Here is a 20,437-nt window from a genome sequence, read left to right as displayed (position 1 = left end):
TTAGCACGATTCTTCAACAAAAAAAACCCCTTGACGGGTCTTTTCTGATTTTCGCAAATGACCTTTACTTAAGCTCTTAGGAAACGAATATGTTCACCTTTCATTGTGTCCACCGTGATGATGTTCCCTGTCAGCATTTCTTCCCCTCTACTGTGTATGCATCTAACACCCTTTTCCCAAGGGCTATAGATCTGAAGCCGGGAGCCAGCCTCACTATATATTTCTATCCATAGGACATCCTCCCGATTAGCTGCAGCACTTACAAGAAAGCCTCCCACCGCGCGCAGCGTGGAAAACTCCGTATATTTCTCTATGTCCCAGTTAGGGAAAAAGCGAAGGATGCCATTATAGCTTTGCATCAAGCACTCATTGATAACAGCGGGCAATGCAAAATTTTCAAACCATATGCCCATCGATCCCATATAATCAAAAGCCGTTGTGTCGGAATACCGCCCGCCGGATTGCAGTAGTTTGTCTGTGCATGTTCCATTTGGAAGCAGACAGTATTTGATTTGACGTTTAAATCGTTCCAGATCAAGCTGACCTAATCGCGCCCCTGCGAGATGATAGAAAACAAGGTCGTTTCCACCTTCGTTGCGGTGATTCTTATAGGAATTAACGGCGATCTCATATTGCTCGGGCGATGTATGCAAGCCGTGGTCTTCTCCGGGAAAAATGGTTGAAACCCCGTTGGGAACATTATAGACGACTTCGGGATCTTCACCCGGTACAGAAACGAATACTTTACCCCGCTGTGATTCTGCCGTCGGATAATCAGGAAATTTATGTAAAACCTCCTGCACCTCAGCGAGCAGTTCGGCTTCTTCATCGTTTCGGTCTAGCTCGCCGCACGCCTTGGTGAAAGCGTTGAACAGAAACTTCGTTAATGTTAAGTCGACGATACAATCGCTGTTTTTCTTGAACCCAGGGGTTAATTCATACAATTCTGGTACGACGGTTGGGAAAATATGATATCGGTCATCACCCCAAGCCTCTCCATGCGCTTCCGGCCGTTTCATATAATCAACCATAAATAATACGGCTTCTTTCATTGGTGTGAAGGCACGCTCAGTCAAAAACGATTTGTCCATCGTATATAGATAATGCCACCAAAGACTCTGCACGGTCCATGGTGTTTCACATATTTCCCAGCCCCAGTGTGGTACGGGGTAAGGCATAATATTCATGTCCACAGGGTAAGCGGAATGCGGGTAATAGGCACCGCGAAGACCGTAATATTCTTTCGCCCACTTTTGGCTGATAGGGAGAATATGATCAACCATGTTCACATAGGCCAAATGTTTGTCTACATGATTGCTTGAGAATGCTACCCAAAATGGCTGCTGTGTGTTGTAATTCATATGATAATCGCCATGCCAATCTGCACCGATCATGCCATAGCTCCAATTCGCAAATAAACCTGGGCAAGTGGCTTCTGGCTTCACAGCGCAATGGAAGAAATATAAATTTCGATACCAGATTTGCTCTAGAAATTCATCCTGCAAAATGATGCCCGAATGCGACCAATAGTCGTTCCAACTTTGCAACGAACCTGATAACGCATAGGCGAATGACTCATTTGTCGGTGGATCAATCGGCTTTATTTCATGACTTATGACAGAGTCAAGTCCTTCGTCTAACTTGATGCATACGAAGAATCCTGCTTCTTTACCTAGTAACACTTCCAGTTCATGACTGCTTTCTTGTACCGAAATTGATGGCGCGATCCTTGCTGATAAGCGGAACGCACGGTCGTTAGGATGTCCATCTCGCATCTCTTCTTCTAGGCAGGAGAAGGGAAGCGTTTGGTGGAACGCTAAAAGCTTATTGGAAGTATCGATTGCAGCCCGGAATGAGGGAATCTCCTTGGGTGTTGAAGGATCCGGGATGAGCTTCAATCGATTGAAGAAAGTAGCAGCCTTCCCAGCTTGATCAGAATCCTTCATCGCCACCCATAGTCGATCAGCTTGTTGGTCGACAAAAACCTGCAGCGTGGCTGAAGCCCCTTCATTCAGAAAATGGATTTCGCACATCCCGCAATCAATATACAACGAATATCCTAGCACTTCTGTGGTCCGCGGGTCGAAACCCAGAAGTAGGGAGCCGCACGGCATCGGTCTAGGATATGGGAAGTTGTAGTTCTCGCTAGTCATCGTGACATATTCGCGGTACCACTCTTCCTCGCTTAATGAAGCATACGTGTCTGGGATGTCCTTTAGTTTAGAGAACAAGCTCTCAAAGGTTCCTATATGTTCTTGATTATTTTCGGCGATCCGAATATCCCACACGTTGTTATGTCCGAAATGAATAAGGACCGCATCGGGTCGGGTCGTAACAACTGCCCCCAACCCTCCGTTCCCTAATAATGCTCCTTCGAAAAAGGTCGCTGCCGGGCGATCGTAAATAATGGTATGTTTACGCGCTTGTTCTTGTGAATTCAATACCTCTACCCCCTGAATACCGTCCATGCAAAACTGAACTTCATCTATATGATAGCGCTTACTACATGACTGATTATATAGTTTTAGGGCATAATCGCATAGGTACAATTGGGTCGTAGAGCATACCATTTTCCTTATTTCTTCTGAGTCACTTTCAACAGCTTGTCGATTTTATAGACAGTATTCGTTGTTAGATCGAGCGGAACACTTTGTTCACGGAAGCGCAGAAATGTCCGACCATCTGAGAATGCTTGAATAGTGGCCTCCATCAACTTACCGTTCTCCCAAACAATATCAACTTCTATATTTCCTTTGGCCCGCAGTCCTGAAACTTTACCTGTATGCCATTTCCTTGGCAGGGCAGGCAGCAAATTGATTTCTCCGGCATGACTTTGCAGCAGCATTTCTGCAATAGCTGCCGTCCCTCCGAAATTTCCATCTACGACAAATATGTGTTTCTCCGCTCCAGCAATCCCCGGTTTGGAAAACGTTAATAAGTTGTCGAAGCTCAATTGACCGATTAAATGGGTTAAATGCTTATAAGCATGTTCGCCGTCCTCTAATCGGGCGAAGCTCGCTGAAAAAGAGGCAACCGTGAACTCAACATCTTCCAACGCCTCGCGAGACATGCGATTTTCTAGTGTAGTTCTTGCAGCGGCGCTCAGTTCTGGTGTTCCTCTTAGGGTGATTTGGTTACCGGGATGTAAGCTGACTAGATGAGATAGGTGACGATGATCCGGCTGTGCTTCTTTGAAATCTTCCAACCATTCCTGTAATTGTCCCCGGCTCCCAATACGAAGGGGCGGCAGCTTAGCAATGGCTTGCTTCAACTTTGTTTGCATATCAAAATCTACTTGCAGCATATCGGCAGCCTCTAAGCAAAAGACGAATAAGTCACGAACCAATACTTGATCGAGTGTCGATCCCATCGACAATTGATGAACGTTGTCTTCGATATAAAAACTATTTTCCGGTGAGTTAGAAGGTCCAGTTACAAGCCACCCATATTGTGGATGCATCGTCATGTAGTCGAGGAAAAAGGCTGCGGCTTCTTTCAACACAGGATAAACTTGCTGCGCTAAGAACTCCTGATCTAAGCTAAATTCATAATGTTCTCGCAGTTGGCTTGCAATCCATAAGCCCCCTGTCACATTCAGTCCCCACGAGGTTTCCCAACCCGGAGCCGTAAACCCCCATGCATTTGAGAAGACGTGAGCGACCCAACCTTCGCATCCATAAAAGTCATGCGCTGTCGTTCTGCCAGCTTGCGATAACATCTCCAAATAATTCATTAACGGGATATGACATTCTGCCAAGTTGCTAGCTTCTGTTGGAAAGTAATTCATTTGTGTGTTGATGTCCAGATGGTAATCACAGCTCCATTGCATACGGTTGGCTTCGCCATCATTCCATATGCCTTGTAAATTTAGAGGTAAAGGAGAGTCCGCACGTGAACCGGAAATCATCAAATAGCGGCCATATTGATAAAATAAGGCAAATAATTGCGGATCATCATCTTGTCCGTTCTGGAAAAGACGAATTCTTTCGTCCGTTGGCAGGTAGGACGCGGCTGAATGACCTAAGTCAAGATTCACTCGGCCATACAACCGATGATAATCGGATATGTGATTCTCTTTAAGCTTTGCGTAGCCAAGTGCGATGGCTTGTGCCAGTTGGCGCTTAGATGCTTGCAGCCAACCTTCATCCTTTTTCCCATAATCGGTATTTGCGGCAAAGTAGATGCATGCTTCATCTGCGTTTCTTACGACAATCTGATTATCCTCTATAATAATGGTACCGCCCTGTGCAGTCACTTTGACCATTCCTTGACAGAAAACTCCACACTTACCGTCACTGTGCATGTTTTCCGTCGCTTGTCCTTTAAAAGTGATCACAGCGTCCTCGGCTGCCCGTTTCGTAAAGTTGTCAGTCAGACCTTCCATGCCTAACGTGAATGAAATGCCCCCTTTTTGCTCACTCCAAAAGCGCGAAGCTACAATATCATCCGCGTGCGAAGCAAATATTTCCCGGGTAAAGTTTTTGCCGTTTACGCTGTAAGAAGTATGAAATAGAGCGTTTTCAAGGCTTAGTACACGCTGGAGATCTTCACCATGATGTTCCACATTCAGGATCAGATTACACATCTGCAAATTCGTACCGAAATTTTGCTTTTTAGGCTGCAGTGCCTGCTGAGCTAGTTCTTCCCCACGCTTGTAATTGCCTGTAAAGAAATGCTGCCGCATCCGATCAAGATCATCTTTGCCCTTGGAATAACTTTTGGTCTTCTCCGTTTTTCCAGACCAATACGTGACCTCGGTCATACTCCAGGTTTCCTTCTCGATCCCACCATAGATGACGGAACCTAGTCTTCCGTTTCCTAATGGCAGCCCTTGCGACCAGTTCAGTGCAGCATTTGTATACCATAGTTTCAGATCATTCATGCAGTTGCAGCCTCCTCAATTTCATCACACATTATATATCGTGTATGATTTGAATCTTACCATTTGCGATTTATCGTGTAAAGACACGTTAGGCTTCTCTTAAAAAAGCAGTCCAGCGTTTCGAAAAAGTGGACTGCTCCATCATCAGTTCTCAAACGCCATATGGATAATAGCACCTCCCGGCTTAGCCCCTGGTACACACCACCCGCAAACACTTCCAGATAATCGCCATCTCCCGTATCAAGCAGAACAGCTCTCCTGTCGCCTTCTCCCCAGCTTAAACGTTCCGTAAAGCCAAATCCTTCAGTGTAAAATTTAACCGTTGCTTCGAAGTTGCTTGCTCGTATCGCAACATGATGAAAACCGCATCCGCCGAGTTTGTTAATTTTCCCCATATGATACTACTACCTTTTCATTATTTCTTTTTTTACGATACGGATAACGAATGATTTAGTCAAATTGTGGCAATATTAACGTTGCCCAAAAAAACATAGATCGGAGATGCATGCTATGTCAAACCAACAATCCGAACAACAAAATGCAGAAATTGAAGCCCATAATGCGGTAGCTGATGCCCTAAGCGAACTGAATCAAGCACAATCGATTAGTACTCATCGAAGAAGGGCTGTTCAGCAAGCAAACGAACAGCTTGACCAAGCACATGCACAATTAGCAGAGGCACGGACTGAACAATCTGGCAGTGCTGATGAAGATAGCCTTACGTAAATAAGGCGTATTCTCATCTACATATTAAATGAAAGGGGCTGTCTCAAAGGTCAATGACCTTTTGGGAAAAGCCCCTTTTGTTACCGAACACTGCGTTTGGGATTAAACAGCGGAAAAAGGAGCCTCTAGAAGCTTCTATTTCGATAAAAAGTGACTAATTGTGGGAAATAAGAGTTTCCAGAGACTCTTATTTCTTTCTGAACACAGCGTGTGGGGATCATTCTGCGCGAATAAGAGCCCCCAGAGGCTTCTATTTCGATAAAAAGTGGCTAATGGTGAGCAATAAGAGTCTCCAGAGACCCTTATTTCTTTCCGAACACAGCGTGTGGGGATTGATTAATGCGCGGAAGTAAGACACCCCTTAAATGTCTTTTGACCTTATGGGACATTCGAAACTCTATTCAGCACGAAATTCATATTTCCATTGGAGACCTTCCAATGGAATCGCTTCACAGTCCTCAAAATTCGTGCTTTTATTGAAAAAAATCCAATGGAATTAACTTAAAGGCTGCCAAATCCCGATTTCCACTGGATTAACTCCAATGGAAATCGTATTCAAGCTTCGAAATTCGCAAAGTAGGAGATGAATTTTCCAAATATGAGTTTTGGGACAGGCCCCTTCACTCCTTGCCTTTTCTGCAAAGTTCCTTCCCTTACTTTTTACGATCATAGTTCTGCAGCTTTCTGAGAAAGTTATCCGCGGATAGATAGGGCATGCCAACATTTAACCGATTTATTTCTCTGCTGTCCCCCGAATTAATCCCTTCTTTTGTCGTGATAAAATAACGGAAACCCATTTCTTTCGCGTCATCCATAACGGTCTGATTATATTCCCCAAAAGGGAAACATAGCATGGAAAGCTTATTGTCTAGCTGCGTTTTTAACAGGGCTTCGGCCATCCAAAGATCCTCACGGACTCTTTTTCTCTTTTCCTCTTCCGTCTCCAACCGCTTTTCCTGCTCTAGGAAAATGCGATTCGTCAAAGTAGGTACGGTACCTCCTCCATCCCCCTTCTTTTTTTGGTGAAGGTCAAACGTATGAGAATAGAAACTGAATCCATCGTGTTTCATCTCCTGTGTTTGCTTCCAGGTCAAAAAGGGTAGAGACGGATATTCAGAATCCAGATAACTGACAACAACAAAGTTAGTTGCCGGGAACCCTTGCTTTTTCAGTAAAGGGTATGCCTTCTCATAAAAGGATCGATAGCCATCATCGAAAGTAATCACGACAGCATTCGGGGGAATTGACTTTCGATGCTCTAGAAAACAGCTATAATCTTCGATCGGGATCACATTATAATGATTTTCTTTTAATACCTGGAGGTGCTGATTAAATTTAGCCGGGGTAATCGTCACAAATGACTCGTTTTCATCCAGATGGTGGTAGGTAAGAAAAATAGCTTGATTGGTATAATGGATAACCTTCGTATCCACAGCCGGTCTAATGATTGCGCTTTCATTAATGCTGGAACAAACCTGATTGAGGTGATCATCCTGGTTCCCCACATTTCCCCAAGGCGCTAAAGCTAGCATTAAGTAGAAGATCCATGCATTCATTCGCTGTGACTCCTCCCCCAGTTTAATTTTAAACAAAGATAACCAGCCCGCGCTTCGTCATTAGATAAATAATACATATCATTTGTAGTGCAAACTTATGCTTCCAAAAAGCAAAAATAGCCACCTCAACAGGTGGCTCATCTTCTATTACAATTATAAAATTCGTGCCGTAAACATGGATCTAGCTACTCTAGTGCCGTTCGTTCTGATTTCCATATCAATCTTGCAAAATCTGCGGCTCATCTCTACGATCGAGGGGACGATTTCGATGACATCATCGATTTGCAGCGGGATCAGAAAATAGCTGGAAGAACTATCCAGAATGAGATCACCTTTCTTTTGCTCCTGAACCGTACGATAGGCCGCTCGAATCATAATCGTTGTCAGCACACCCTCAGAGACCAAACCTTCAAAATTCGTCATTTGCGGCGTAACCGTTCCTTGGAAATACAGCTTGCCTTCCTCATCTCGAAGCTCGTCGATCCCCGAATAGATCTGTACCTCGAATGTTTCAGCGTTCTGAGGCTGCCTTTGCATATGCTGCATGGCTTTCATAACATCCTTACGGCTAATGACTCCGATCATCTTGCGATCGGCATCTATGACGGGCAGCAGCTCAATACCTTCCCACACCATGGTATGTCCAGCTGATGCTACCGACGTTTTCAAGTTAATCATGAGCGGATTAGGAGTCATCAAGGTGCCAACGAGCTGATTCGGCTTCGCACCTATGATGTCCTTCGTCGTGATCATGCCGATCGGAACCTGATTGTCGTCGATGACAGGATACCGGGTATGCGTCGTTTCCTCAACCAGTTTTTGCATGTCTTTGACCGTATTAGCCGCGAGCAGCGAATAAATAGGGCTGTTTTTGCGCACGATGTCATCGACGATCATAATCTTTTTCTTAATAAGGCGATCTTCCATGGCGCGGTTAATCATCGTGGCAACTGTGAATGTATCGAATGAACTGCCGATGATAGGCAGCTGCAGTTCATCTGCAAGCTCCTTAACTTCAGGCGTGGTGTCAAATCCACCGGTAATCAATACGCCAGCGCCCTGACTTAGTGCACACATGTGTGCTTGTACACGATTGCCAACAATGAGTAAATTACCTGCTTCAATATACTTCAGCATGGCCTCCAACTGCATCGCGCCAATCACGAATTTATTCAGTGACTTATGTATACCCGAAGAACCTCCCAGCACAACGCCTTCCACCACATTGACGATTTCCGAGAACGTTAATTTATCAATGACGGGTTCTTCTTTCTTCTCCATGCGAATCGTACCGATCCGCCGTTTGGTGCTTACCAGACCGATATTTTCCGCTTCCTTGATAGCCCGATAAGCCGTTCCCTCACTCACATCCAGATCTTGAGCGATTTGCCGAACAGACAGCTTGGTGCCTACAGCCAAGGATTCAATATATTTCGTAATTTGTTCATGCTTCGTATGAAGCTCCGAATGGCCCGTGCTCATGGTTCACACCTCGCTGAACTGTTCTATAACATTGAAATAATTATAGTATATTCAAATAAAAAAAGACAGAAGCCTCATGAAGGCCCTGTCTCAAATTACTACAATTACAAATATCGATACCCTTGTTCGGTTAAAAAAGCTTCAAATTCAGGTGAAACCGTCATCTGGGTAAAAAGAACATTCGCTTGGTCAAACTTCCTTTGCTGGAACATCTCTTCCCCAAGCTTTTCTTTCATCTTTGCCATCTCTTCAAACTGAATCTGTTGAAATAGTTCTGCCGTTACTTTACGCCCGTCTTCCAAAATTCCTAGTGGATGGTGGATCCACTGCCAAAGCTGTGCACGAGATATTTCCGCAGTGGCCACGTCTTCCATCAAGTTGTTGATCGGTACAGCGCCGAAACCGCGCAGCCAAGCTTCCAAATACTGAATGCCGACGCTGACGTTCGTCCGAATCCCCGTCTCTGTTATCGGACCTTGCGGCACTTCAAGCAATTGTTCAGCGGTAATTTTGGTACCAGAAAGCTGCTTGTCGATTTGATTGGCTGAAGGCATATGCTCATCGAATATCGCTTTGGCGACAGGGACTAATCCAGGATGAGCCACCCATGTGCCATCGTGACCATTTTTCACCTCGCGCAGCTTATCTGCTCTTACTTTCGCCATTGCTTCTTCGTTTGCCTTCGGATCATTCTTCACCGGAATTTGTGCGGCCATGCCTCCGATGCAAGGCGCATTCCGCTTATGACAAGTCTGGATGGCGAGCAGCGAATAAGCTTTCATGAACGGCGATTCCATTGTAACGAGCGCTCGATCGGGCACGATGACGTGCGGCTGCTTCTGCAGCTTTTTAATATAACTAAAGATATAATCCCACCGTCCGCAGTTCAGGCCTGCACTGTGCTCGCGAAGTTCATACAAAATTTCGTCCATTTCAAAGGCAGCGACGATCGTCTCAATGAGCACCGTAGCCTTGATCGTACCTTGCGGAATGCCCAGCTCCTGCTGAGCAAATAGGAACACTTCATTCCAAAGACGTGCCTCGATATGGCTCTCAAGCTTAGGCAAGTAAAAATAGGGGCCGCTTCCTTGCTCAATCAGTGCCTTTGCATTATGGAAAAAGAATAGGCCAAAATCAAATAACGAACCGGATACAGGACGCCCATCAACCTGCATATGTTTCTCTTCCAAGTGCCAACCGCGTGGGCGAACTTTGAGCACTGCTGTCTGAGCTTGAAGGTTGTAGCTTTTCCCTTCCGGGCTGGTGAAAGCGATCATTCGACGAACAGCATCGTACAAATTCACTTGACCATCGATCGTATTGTTCCACGTTGGCGAGTTAGCATCCTCGAAGTCTGCCATATAGACGAAAGCACCAGAATTGAACGCGTTTATAACCATTTTACGATCGCCAGCTGGACCTGTTATTTCGACACGTCTGTCTTGCAAATCCATAGGGATCGGCGATATGCTCCAATCGCTGCTGCGTATCCTTGCAGTTACTGGTAAAAAGTCTGGCAGCTCTCCAGCATCAATACGACTTTGCCTCAGGTTGCGCTCTTGCAACAGCTCTAGTCTTTTTGCTCCAAATGTACGCTCAAGCAGCGCCACGAATGCTAATGCTTCCGGCGTGAGAATCCTCTGCCCCTCCGTAGAAGTCGGTTCGATTTCAATTCCCCTTAGCATAGTTTGGTCGATCAATATCCTCATCTCCTTAAACCTTCTGGCATGGCTATTAATGAGCAAATTGCTCCTCTTCTGTGGAGCCGACAAGCGCAGTAGTGGAAGAAGTTCTGCTCGTAATAACTTGGGAAACTTCATCGAAATAGCCCGTTCCTACTTCGCGCTGATGGCGCGTCGCTTCATAACCGCGAGATTCACTAGCGAATTCGGTTTGCTGGAACTGTGAGTAAGCAGCCATGCCACGATCTCTATAATCGTGAGCGAGTTCAAACATGCTGTGATTCAGCGCATGGAAGCCTGCCAAGGTTACGAATTGGAACTTATAACCCAGCTTACCTAACTCTTGTTGAAATTTCGCTATCGTAGGTTCATCTAATTTTTTCTTCCAGTTAAATGAGGGAGAGCAGTTATATGCGAGCAGTTTGCCTGGGAATTTCTCATGAATCGCTTCGGCAAAACGTCTTGCTTCCTCTAGATTTGGCTCCGAGGTTTCACACCAGACCATATCCGCATAAGGTGCATATGCAAGACCGCGTGAAATCGCTTGATCCAAGCCTGCATGTACATAAAAGAATCCTTCGGGTGAGCGTTCGCCAGTTAGAAACGGCCGATCATTCTCGTCAATGTCGCTCGTCAGGAGACTTGCTGCATTCGCATCTGTTCGAGCGATTAGCACCGTCTCCACGCCCATCACATCGGCTGCAAGCCTTGCTGCGATAAGATTTTTTACGGCTTGCTGTGTTGGCAGCAGCACTTTGCCACCTAAATGACCGCATTTCTTTTCGGAGGATAGCTGATCCTCGAAATGGACAGCAGCGGCTCCAGCCTCAATCATGCCCTTCATCAGTTCGAACACGTTAAGTGGTCCTCCGAAGCCAGCTTCCGCGTCTGCCACAATGGGGAGATAGAAGTCGATGCTTCCCTTGCCTTCCGCATGCTGGATCTGATCGGCTCGCTGCAGCGCCTGATTAATTCTTTTCACAACGCTAGGTACGCTGTTAGCTGGGTAAAGACTTTGATCGGGATACATATGACCGGATAAGTTCGCATCGGCGGCAACTTGCCAACCGCTTAAATAAATTGCTTTAAGTCCTGCCTTTGCTTGCTGCACAGCTTGATTTCCCGTTAGAGCGCCAAGTGCAGGTACAAAGTCTTCTTCGTTAACCCGCTCCCAGAATTTACGAGCTCCTTGTTCAGCCAGTGTCTGCTTAATCATTACAGAGCCACGAAGGCGAAGCACATCCTCAACCGAATAGGGTCGAGACACCCCTTCGAATCGCTTGGAATTCCAGCTTGCTTGCAGTTGTTCACGTTGAATTTGTTTGCTCATGATCCTAATGCACTCCTTTATTGGGTTTTGTTTTTTAAAAGGATACGTCTAGAAATCCGCTGCCGCCGCAAATCGGACAAGTGTTGGGCCAAAGGATACGATCCTGACCAAAATGGATCGACGACCCCTCTTTGTGAAAGTGCTCATCTGTGCTTCTCATTTCCTCTAAATCACCATTACCTTGGCATGTTGGACAATCCATTGTTGTTTCCTCCTTTAATGTATTAATACAGAATTCATTTTGTTATATAATATATAACACACAACAAGACAATGTTCAATACTGTTTTATAAAATTAATTACTTTTATAAATGTACTATAACAATAAAAAACCTACCGAAAAATCGGTAGGCTTTTTCATTTTATTATATACGCTGCGCAGTCGGCCAATTATCCCACTTCCACATCATTATCAAAGGCATAGTACAGTGTCAAAGACAATGGAGACAATGGATATAGAGCCGTTTCACCGCATTCATCGTGTTCCGTACAAACTTCTCGTTTTGCAACAGACCGCTGAAAATCATAGGCGCGAAGGTTTGTGAATTTCCTTCTTTCAAACTCCATCGACGATGCTAAACTACTCATACCCATCTCTCCCTTCAACATATGAACCATTGTACCAATACAGACTGTGTTTATATGTTATATTGTATAACTAAGCAAAACATTTATGCAATAATAATTTTAAAATATTTTAATTGTTATATAACATTGTTTGTAGCACACTCAAAAACAGCAATTAAGGTTAAACATAATAAATGATGCGGCAAGATTAGTGCTGTGTGACCCGAAAGATGGACACAATGGACATTAAAAAAGATGACCCCGAGGAGCCATCTTTTAACCGCTTAATTTAGAGTCATTCTTTTAAATGTCCACGAATAGCGTCACAATTCATAGAACTTGCCCCTTCATTCTTTGTTACTTCTTATAAACAACCGGAAAATCGTCTCCGGTCAAAAGTTCGCCTGGTTGAACATGAACATGCTTATTCATGGGATGATTGCCTACAGGTTCATAACGAATATGTCCCGGCATATAATGGACCGCAATGGCACGCCGTTTCATCTGCGATTGATTCGGCAGTGAGCCGTGCCATGTCATGCAGTGATGGTAGCCAACCTGCCCCTTCTTGATCTCGAACGGAATCGGCTTTATCTCTACACCTTCAGGCAGCAGTTCAGGACGCTTATGCTTCGGCATATGGTCAGCCCCGTGAAGCAAATGCCGCTGGTGATCTCCCCATTGATGACTGCCGGGTACCATCCACATGCAGCCGTTCTCAACAACAGCATCGTCCAACGCCACCCATGCGCTTATTAGCTCTGCTGGCTTGATGATCGGCCACAGCGGATGGTCCTGATGCCACTTCGTAGGCCCGCCTGTGATAGGCGGTTTGTATTGAATTTGATCGTGCCATATGCGCAGTGTGTCCGTACCGGCGAGTTGTGCCACATCCTCGCATAACGCGAGGTTAGCTGCATGCTGCAAGTAGACATCGCTGGCCATCCAGATGTTAACAACCTGAACAATTGTTTCACTGGCTTCCATGCTCATGCCATATTCACTGCTCTCTGAAGCCAAGTTGCGATTCAGTACCGGTTTCTTAACGGTCTTCCCTTCCAATACAAGATCCAACTCACGACGCAGAATCTCAACTTCCTCGTCGTTCAGCACAACATCGCCCTTAACAAAACCATCACGTTCAAACAACAGTACCTGCTCCGCCGTCAGCATGCCCTAATCCCCCGTCCGCTAATTGTTGAAGCCTATGTTTCGGCTTACAAGATCAAGTGTATCAGCATATGGTTCGATAGTCGTTGCCATAAAGATTAGAACTAGTTGCACTTTTCAAAGGTTTTTGGCCAATAGCAGCGAAGTAGCTTAGAATAACAAATCGACGAAGGAGCACGCCAAATGGAACCTTCTCACCCGCTTGGACCGATAGCCTTATTACTCCCTGCAGTGAACTATGCCAATGTGGAGAAAGATGTTTCGTCAGGCTTCGTTTTCGGCCCTCGTACGATCCCTGATTGCCAACTTGTTTACGTTTTATCCGGTAGAATTGATTTATGGATAGGCGCCCATATGTACTCGCTGCTTCCCGGCGAATGTGCTTATTATGGACCGGGGACGCCGCATATGTTATCCGTGCATCCGAGTAGAGCAGCAACTTTCATCAGCCTGCACTTCGATTGGCACCGAGTGTCTCCAGAGCCTGTTCACCCTGGCGCTAAGCTGGAACGCTTTGCAGGCGGACCGCCATTTGACTCGCCGCTGCGGTACACGGTTGAAGTCGACGGTTATGGCAGCGTCGCCATTCCTGATCATTTCAGGCTAGTCACGGGAGAACGGTTGCTGCATCAGATTGTTCAGGAATACAAAGAGCAGGAGCCCGGCTATTCGCTCGTTTTAAGAAGTCTTCTGATGCAAGTATTAGCTGAAATTGTTCGCCAAGAATTAGAAATTTTAGCGCTTCATAGCTCCAAGCGAAGCCTGATTGGACCAGCGCTGCAGATGATCAGAGAGCATCCAGAACATCCGTGGAGCTTATCAGAGCTAGCCCAACAGTGCGGTTATCACCATGCCTATTTTGCCCAGTTATTTAAGGAAGTGATAGGCATCTCGCCGAAGCCCTACATGATTCGTAAACGGATACAATTGGCTAAAAAGCTGCTCTTGGAGGAAGAAAAAGTAGAGGTTGTTGCCAGCAAGCTCGGCTACGCTTCCGTCCATTACTTCAGTCGGCACTTCAAATCCATTACCGGCATGTCTCCGTCTTCATTTCGACTTTACGGTGGCGAGGGAGGCCCAATGGTTCAGTAACCTCTCTTTGACTTTTGATCCAAATACAACGATTGTGGCACTAAGTCAGTTCACGTTTACTTTTTCACTAATTCGAAACTATCGAGTGCCGCCCAATTACCGCCGTTGGCATCATTCCATATCCCAATCTCAACTTGGCCGTTTGTCACTGGGATGTTGTCTATCGTATATTTCGTATAATTCGGTATTGGACTGGTTCCAATAACAGCATCGATTTCTGCGGCGCCGAAGTTTTTCGCGAATAGCTGTAACGTATTTTGCCCCCCACTGGAGCGTACCCATACGCTAGCCGAGTAGAGTCCGTTTGGCACTGTCTTCAATTGAGACGTTATTTGTTGGTAATTCGTTGATGCCCAATGGGTCAGCTTATAGCTTCCACTCCATGGTAAATCCGTATCCACTTTTTGCGCTAGCGCTCCACTGTGCCATTCCGTCCATCCTGTCAGATCTCCTGTTTCAAACCCGGGGTTTGTCAATAGATTAACGGGCCCTCCTATGCTTCTCTTGGCCTTTTGGTCCAAATACAAGGATTGTGGCACCAGATCCAATCCAGTACCAATACCCTGTACCAGATCCTGCGGCGCAGAACCATCAGAACCAGGTACTGTATAGGTCACACCGTTCGCAGCTCCCCGAGTTCCTATCACATAGCCCTGACCAAATTGCTTTGATTTCACAATAGACGACTGTCCAGCGGCATAGGCAGTACCATTCGTATTCCAGATCACCGATTGGGTCGTTGTCCATCCATGCTCTATCGTTCCATATGGTCTATACACGGCTTCAATAAAGTCTCCGTTCAGCGTCATGTTATCAAATAAGTTGGCCATGCTTAAATGCATATGGAAATCCGTAGCCAGACGAGGCGTATTCGATGTGCTGTTGTAAATGACGTTTCCGCTCGTCCACATACTTCTGAAATTGAAGTTATGTCTTCCGTTCGTGGCCGTCGCATTTTGCACCAAGTTATCCGAGCCCTGTATGGCGTACAAGTATCCATTACCGCCTTCGCCTTTATACTGCGGCTTCTGAAAATGGGTATTCTGTATGGTGACTGTACGAGATTGATTGATCGTAATACCATAGGATAACAAATGATAATCTCCGCTATTTGAACTAGGTTTGTAGCTGTTGACGTCATCCACCCAGCTATTTTTGGCATTTACGATCGTTATCGCCTTAGAGTCATGCACATCGTAAGCACCTGTGCCTGCCACGTTGTAGTCCAAATCTCCCCAGCCTGTTCCCGTATGCTGCTTCATACCGATAGACAAATCTTCGATTCCTGTCTCTGCAATGGCTTCGCCTATCTTATATACACGTGCATTATCCCTTGTTTTCACATCATAACGTATAGGAATATCAAGGGTAAGCGTGTTGGTAGAAGCATCAATACCTGTAATCTTCCGGTAGAACGTTGGTCCCTTCACAGATGCGTCCCACTTACCGGTCATACCGTGCTCGGCAATGAAAGCATCCGTTGCATCGGAGTGCACAATAATAAATTCGTTCACCGAATATCCACTAACACTATTAACAGGAATTGACATCGCCAACGGATGCACATCACTTCGGATGGAAGTAGGTGTATTCGTTGGCGTAAACCAATCCGCTGACGTTACAGGAGAAATACGGATGACTGCTTTGCTCCGCATACTCGTAGAATCATTGTAAATGAACGTTGATGTTTTACCTGACCCCCGGAGCACGACATTGTCTTTATTAATCCAGAGGGCACTTGTAGCTGTTCCTTGCGGCTTAACACGATAAGTACCCGCAGGTAAATAGACAATACCTCCACCAGCGGCTCCGGCAGCATCAATGGCATTCTGAATGGCATTCGTGGAATCATTGGCCCCGCTTGAATCTGCCCCATACTGTGTTACGACGTTATAGGTGGCGCCTGGCGGAGTGGCTGGGATACTTTTCTCACCTCTCCAATAGCCCGCATATGAAAAGTCCTGAAGAAATCGGCCTTGCGCATCTTTAAAACCAGGGGTCCAATCAGATGGATATACGGAGCTGCTCCAAGGCGTGCCTGCATATGCCGATTTACTAGGCACAACAAATGATAGAACTAACATAAACATCCATACTGTTGCTAACAACTTCCAACCGAGCTTCTTTTTCATCAAATGAACCTCCATCATTTTATTAGATTTTTTAAGCTCTTATGTCCGTTTCTGGGTGTCCGAACTGTTTGATCACCTCCTTTATAAGATCAATTGTAATGTAAGCGTTTACCGTTTATCGCAAGAAGGGGTCCCCTCTTTTACGGGGACTTGTTTTTGGCATGTGGAATGATGTGTTGGATATTCAAGGAGGGGCAGATCTGCCCCTTCAATATCATTACTTCGCATTTTTCGCGTACTGCGCACTGAATTCTTCGATAACTTTATCGCCGCCGGCTTTTCGCCACTGCTCGATTGCCTGCTTCCAGCCCGCTTCATCCAGCTTGCCCAGTACAAATTTCGTACGGGAATCGTCAATGATCTGTTTTAATTCGCTGCCTTTCGTCGTTTGCGTACTAGAATCAAGCGGGTTAGATGGGTTATTCACGGCAATCGCCTCGTTGTCTCTTATCATTTTTCCGTATTTCTCCATCAGTTGTGTTTCTTTACCTGTTGTTTTCGCCGTATATTTCGCTACTTGCAATTGGAGATAATTGGATCCAACCTCTGTGTCCTGCAGCTTTTGGTCGATGAATACCGGTTTACCTTCTTCTACTTTAAAATGTCTTCCCTCAATGCCCCATCCGAGCAAATCGAGCATTTTCTGGTCAGACAGCTTATCATAAAATCCGAGGATCTGCTTCAGCTCAGCCTCCGTCTTCACACTCGATTTCGGAAACATAAACACACTGTTATAGCCTTGACCACCGTACGTCCTTTCCCCTTTTGGTCCTTTAATGCGGCTCACCACATCGATATCTGCTCCAGGGAACGTTTTGGTAAGCGTTGCTTGGTAGCCCGCTGCATCAATCATATTGGAAATCACAGCGCCTGCTTTTCCTTGATTGATATCATCTTTTTTCTGTTGGTTGTTCAGCACAGGGAAATCCTGTTTAATGAGCTTCTCGTCATACAGTTTTTTATAAAATTTCATCGCTTCATAATATTCCGGTGATAGGAAATCCGGGCTCAGCTTGCCGTCCTTCACTTCCCAGCCGTTCGGAGCACCCATGTAAGAAGCCACCGTATTAAAACCATCCATTACTTTTTCTTCCGTCAAGCCAACGGTATCCTGCTTTCCATTCTTATCTGGATCGTTAAATGTAAAGGCATTCAGAATGTTATAAAGCTCATCCATTGTTTTCGGTTCACTTAAACCGACGGTTTTCAACCAGTCATTTCGAAAAATAATCCCAGAGGTCGATAAGTCACGGGCGCGGTATAGTCCGTAAATTTTACCGTCCACCTTAATATTGTCGAATACCGATTTATTCATTTTAGATAAATTAGGGTACGCGCTTAAATACGGGCCAACTTCCCAGAACATGCCCGAACGAATGGCACTCAAAATATTGGAGTCTTTATTATTTTGCACGAGCATGGCCTTCGGCAGTTCACCTGAACCGATCGTCACATTGACCTTGTCCTTATAAGAAGAGTTTGGCACCCAAGAGATATCGAGCTTGGTGTTCGTATATTCTTCGATCTTCTTTTGGACATCACTGTCTGCCTTGGGAGGTTCCGCGTACATTAACGTCATAATGCTTAGTTTTAAAGGCTCCTTACTAGCCGTTGCGGCACTCGTTCCAGTTCCTCCTGCAGCTGGGCTCGAATCGCTCCCGCAGCCCGTGAGTAATGCAGCTGCTCCTACGATGATGCTTATGACTGTAATTCCTGTTCTTCTCATTTTCAATTGGCGTTTCATATTGAAATATTGCCTCCCCGAATTTTTTTCATGTGATTCATATTTTTGAAAACCCTTTCAACCTTTAACAGAGCCGAGCATGACCCCTTTGGCAAAATGCTTCTGCAGAAAAGGGTATACGATCAATATCGGAACGGTTGAGATGACGATAACGGCCATCTTGATGATTTGCGATGGTGGAGCTATATAGTTCTGATCGAACTGCGTGGAATCGCCGATCCCTCCCTGAGATAAGATCACGATTTGCCTCAACCAAACTTGTATCGGCCACATTTTAGCATCGTTGATATACAAGATTGCACTGAAAAATGTATTCCAATGTCCCACGGCGTAAAATAAAGCAAACGTTGCCAGTACCGGTGCCGATAAAGGGAGTACAATGCGGAAAAGCAATCCCAGATCGCTGCAGCCGTCGATCTTCGCGGCCTCTTCGAGCCCTTCCGGTAATTGCCGAAAAAAGCTCACCACCACGATCAGATTAAAAGCACTAATGGCGTTCGGTATGAGCAGCGCCCAATAGCTGTTAAGCAGTCCGAGCGATTTGACGACGAGAAAGGTAGGTAAAATACCGCCATTAAACAGCATCGTAAATACAATAAGCATCATAAATAACTTTCTACCGTCAAAGTCCTGCCTCGATAATGGATACGCCAATAGCGATGTAAACAACAAATTGATAAATGTCCCCACCACTGTAATTCCTACTGTAACGAGCAAACTCCTTATCATGATGCTGGTGGAAAATATGTATCTGTATCCCTCAAGCGAGAATGAAGTAGGAAATAAAATAAAGCCGCGCCGGAGCACCTCTTCCGGTTCCGCAAACGAGACGGACACGATATAGATAAAAGGGATAATGGTTACCAAAGCAACTAGAATGAGAAATGTATAATTGATACCGTCAAAAATACGGCTGCCTATGCTTTTGCTGATCATTATGTACCGTTCCTTTCTTAATATAGACCGCTTTCGCCGAATTTTTTGGCCATCCGGTTCGCACCCATAACAAGCATCAGTCCGATCAATGATTTGAACAATCCAACGGCTGTACTATAACTGAATTGGCCCTGCTGAATACCCACATTATAAACATAAGTGTCGAATACCTCGCCTACTTCACGGTTCATGGCGTTTAGCATTAGGAAGATTTGTTCAAATCCGGTATCTAGGAAAGAGCCGAGTCTTAGAATGAACAGGATGACGATAACACTTCGTATAGCCGGAAGCGTGATATGCCATACCTGCCGGAATCGACCCGCACCATCGATGGTAGCAGCTTCATACAACTGCTGATCGACCCCAGCCAATGCAGCTAGAAAGATAATCGTCCCCCAACCGGTTTCTTTCCAAACGACTTGCGAAACGATCATCGTACGAAACCATTCGCTTGAAATGAGAAATTCAACTTTGGGGAATCCCAACGCTGCAAGCATATCGTTGACAATTCCACCTTCAGTCGTAAAGAAAATGTAAGAAATCCCCACGACAACGACCCACGATACAAAATGCGGAATATACACAATGGTTTGAATGGTGCGTTTAAACACTTCTTTCCTGACTTCATTTAATAATAGAGCCATGACAATTGGAAGTGGGAAAAAGAATACAAGATTGTAAAAAGCCAAGATGAGTGTGTTCTTAAATAGCATGACAAAAGAGCTATCAAAGAAAAAGCGTTCGAAATGCTCAAACCCGACCCACTTGCTATGCAGCATTCCCAGTGTAGGCTGGTAGTTCTGAAAGGCGATAAGAAGTCCCCACATGGGCAAGTATTTAAAAACAATAAAGTAGAGCATGCCTGGAATTGCCATCAGATACAGCCACCTGTTTTTAATCAGTCTCGCTAATACTCTGTGGCGGGTATAGCTCCTGGCTGCCGTTTTGACCGACGCAGAAATCAGTTCCACTATCCATTGTCCTCCTTAATTCGGTTGATATCGTCAGATTACCTAAGCCTACAGTTGCATTCAATAATCAGCAGCGCTCCAATTCTTATTTACGTGAAAAACACATCTGTAAATCGTGCCTTATAATCACTAGCGTTCCTTATGGTAATCATTGGAATCAGCCCTC

The 20,437-nt window shown here is 45.3% G+C and carries 16 protein-coding genes; 2 read left to right on the top strand and 14 right to left on the bottom strand.

Annotated elements, in window-relative coordinates; genetic code table 11:
- Window positions 1–68 precede the first annotated feature (68 nt).
- The 3 genes from ASG85_RS16930 to ASG85_RS16920 all read right to left on the bottom strand — a co-directional run bounded on the left by ASG85_RS16930 (window position 69) and on the right by ASG85_RS16920 (window position 5,277).
- Window positions 69–2,441 carry a glycosyl hydrolase family 95 catalytic domain-containing protein gene (locus tag ASG85_RS16930; protein WP_060647107.1) on the bottom strand — a complete coding sequence of 791 codons (2,373 nt, stop codon included), beginning with the start codon at window positions 2,439–2,441 and terminating at the stop codon, window positions 69–71.
- 134 nt (window positions 2,442–2,575) lie between these two features.
- Complete coding sequence (locus ASG85_RS16925; protein ID WP_060647105.1) at window positions 2,576–4,882, bottom strand: glycosyl hydrolase family 95 catalytic domain-containing protein; 2,307 nt, start codon at window positions 4,880–4,882, stop codon at window positions 2,576–2,578.
- A gap of 56 nt (window positions 4,883–4,938) precedes the next feature.
- The gene (locus tag ASG85_RS16920) at window positions 4,939–5,277 is read right to left on the bottom strand and encodes a VOC family protein (RefSeq protein ID WP_057305421.1); all 339 of its coding nucleotides are present in this window, start codon (window positions 5,275–5,277) and stop codon (window positions 4,939–4,941) included.
- A gap of 115 nt (window positions 5,278–5,392) precedes the next feature.
- Between ASG85_RS16920 and ASG85_RS16915 the strand changes: the two genes are divergently transcribed.
- The gene (locus ASG85_RS16915; RefSeq protein WP_060647103.1) at window positions 5,393–5,608 is read left to right on the top strand and encodes a hypothetical protein; all 216 of its coding nucleotides are present in this window, start codon (window positions 5,393–5,395) and stop codon (window positions 5,606–5,608) included.
- A 653-nt stretch (window positions 5,609–6,261) separates the two neighbouring features.
- Here the strand turns inward: ASG85_RS16915 and ASG85_RS16910 are convergent.
- The 7 genes from ASG85_RS16910 to ASG85_RS16885 form a co-directional block, all read right to left on the bottom strand.
- A complete protein-coding gene (locus tag ASG85_RS16910) occupies window positions 6,262–7,164 on the bottom strand; it encodes a polysaccharide deacetylase family protein (RefSeq protein ID WP_060647101.1) in 903 nt (300 codons plus the stop codon).
- A gap of 153 nt (window positions 7,165–7,317) precedes the next feature.
- The gene (locus ASG85_RS16905; RefSeq protein ID WP_060647100.1) at window positions 7,318–8,646 is read right to left on the bottom strand and encodes a DRTGG domain-containing protein; all 1,329 of its coding nucleotides are present in this window, start codon (window positions 8,644–8,646) and stop codon (window positions 7,318–7,320) included.
- 104 nt (window positions 8,647–8,750) lie between these two features.
- Complete coding sequence (gene aceB / locus ASG85_RS16900) at window positions 8,751–10,331, bottom strand: malate synthase A (protein WP_156396645.1); 1,581 nt, start codon at window positions 10,329–10,331, stop codon at window positions 8,751–8,753.
- A 49-nt stretch (window positions 10,332–10,380) separates the two neighbouring features.
- Complete coding sequence (gene aceA, locus ASG85_RS16895; protein WP_060647096.1) at window positions 10,381–11,658, bottom strand: isocitrate lyase; 1,278 nt, start codon at window positions 11,656–11,658, stop codon at window positions 10,381–10,383.
- A gap of 34 nt (window positions 11,659–11,692) precedes the next feature.
- Window positions 11,693–11,860, bottom strand: a complete 168-nt coding sequence (locus tag ASG85_RS37925; RefSeq protein ID WP_156390155.1) for a hypothetical protein — start codon at window positions 11,858–11,860, stop codon at window positions 11,693–11,695.
- A gap of 189 nt (window positions 11,861–12,049) precedes the next feature.
- Window positions 12,050–12,247: a hypothetical protein gene (locus tag ASG85_RS16890; protein ID WP_057305427.1), complete on the bottom strand. Its 198-nt coding sequence runs from the start codon at window positions 12,245–12,247 to the stop codon at window positions 12,050–12,052.
- A gap of 336 nt (window positions 12,248–12,583) precedes the next feature.
- Window positions 12,584–13,399: a phytanoyl-CoA dioxygenase family protein gene (locus ASG85_RS16885; RefSeq protein ID WP_057305428.1), complete on the bottom strand. Its 816-nt coding sequence runs from the start codon at window positions 13,397–13,399 to the stop codon at window positions 12,584–12,586.
- A 180-nt stretch (window positions 13,400–13,579) separates the two neighbouring features.
- Between ASG85_RS16885 and ASG85_RS16880 the strand changes: the two genes are divergently transcribed.
- The gene (locus tag ASG85_RS16880) at window positions 13,580–14,488 is read left to right on the top strand and encodes a helix-turn-helix domain-containing protein (RefSeq protein WP_060647094.1); all 909 of its coding nucleotides are present in this window, start codon (window positions 13,580–13,582) and stop codon (window positions 14,486–14,488) included.
- Window positions 14,489–14,544: 56 nt separating this feature from the next.
- Here the strand turns inward: ASG85_RS16880 and ASG85_RS16875 are convergent, their stop codons facing one another.
- From ASG85_RS16875 to ASG85_RS16860, 4 genes are all read right to left on the bottom strand, one after another.
- Window positions 14,545–16,620, bottom strand: a complete 2,076-nt coding sequence (locus tag ASG85_RS16875; RefSeq protein ID WP_060647092.1) for a glycosyl hydrolase family 28-related protein — start codon at window positions 16,618–16,620, stop codon at window positions 14,545–14,547.
- Between the two features lie 217 nt (window positions 16,621–16,837).
- Window positions 16,838–18,364 (bottom strand): extracellular solute-binding protein, encoded by a 1,527-nt coding sequence (locus tag ASG85_RS16870; RefSeq protein WP_060647090.1) that lies wholly within the window; start codon window positions 18,362–18,364, stop codon window positions 16,838–16,840.
- Between the two features lie 57 nt (window positions 18,365–18,421).
- On the bottom strand, window positions 18,422–19,300 hold the full coding sequence (locus ASG85_RS16865) for a carbohydrate ABC transporter permease (RefSeq protein ID WP_414858745.1): 879 nt from the start codon (window positions 19,298–19,300) through the stop codon (window positions 18,422–18,424).
- Between the two features lie 17 nt (window positions 19,301–19,317).
- Window positions 19,318–20,202, bottom strand: coding sequence for an ABC transporter permease (locus ASG85_RS16860; RefSeq protein ID WP_414858748.1), 885 nt, complete (start codon window positions 20,200–20,202; stop codon window positions 19,318–19,320).
- Window positions 20,203–20,437: the final 235 nt, after the last annotated feature.

Origin of the sequence: Paenibacillus sp. Soil724D2 (assembly GCF_001427935.1) — a bacterium.
Taxonomy (GTDB): domain Bacteria; phylum Bacillota; class Bacilli; order Paenibacillales; family NBRC-103111; genus Paenibacillus_E.
The sequence above is the reverse complement of the archived record's forward strand: the minus strand, read 5'-3'. Positions and strand labels throughout refer to the sequence as shown.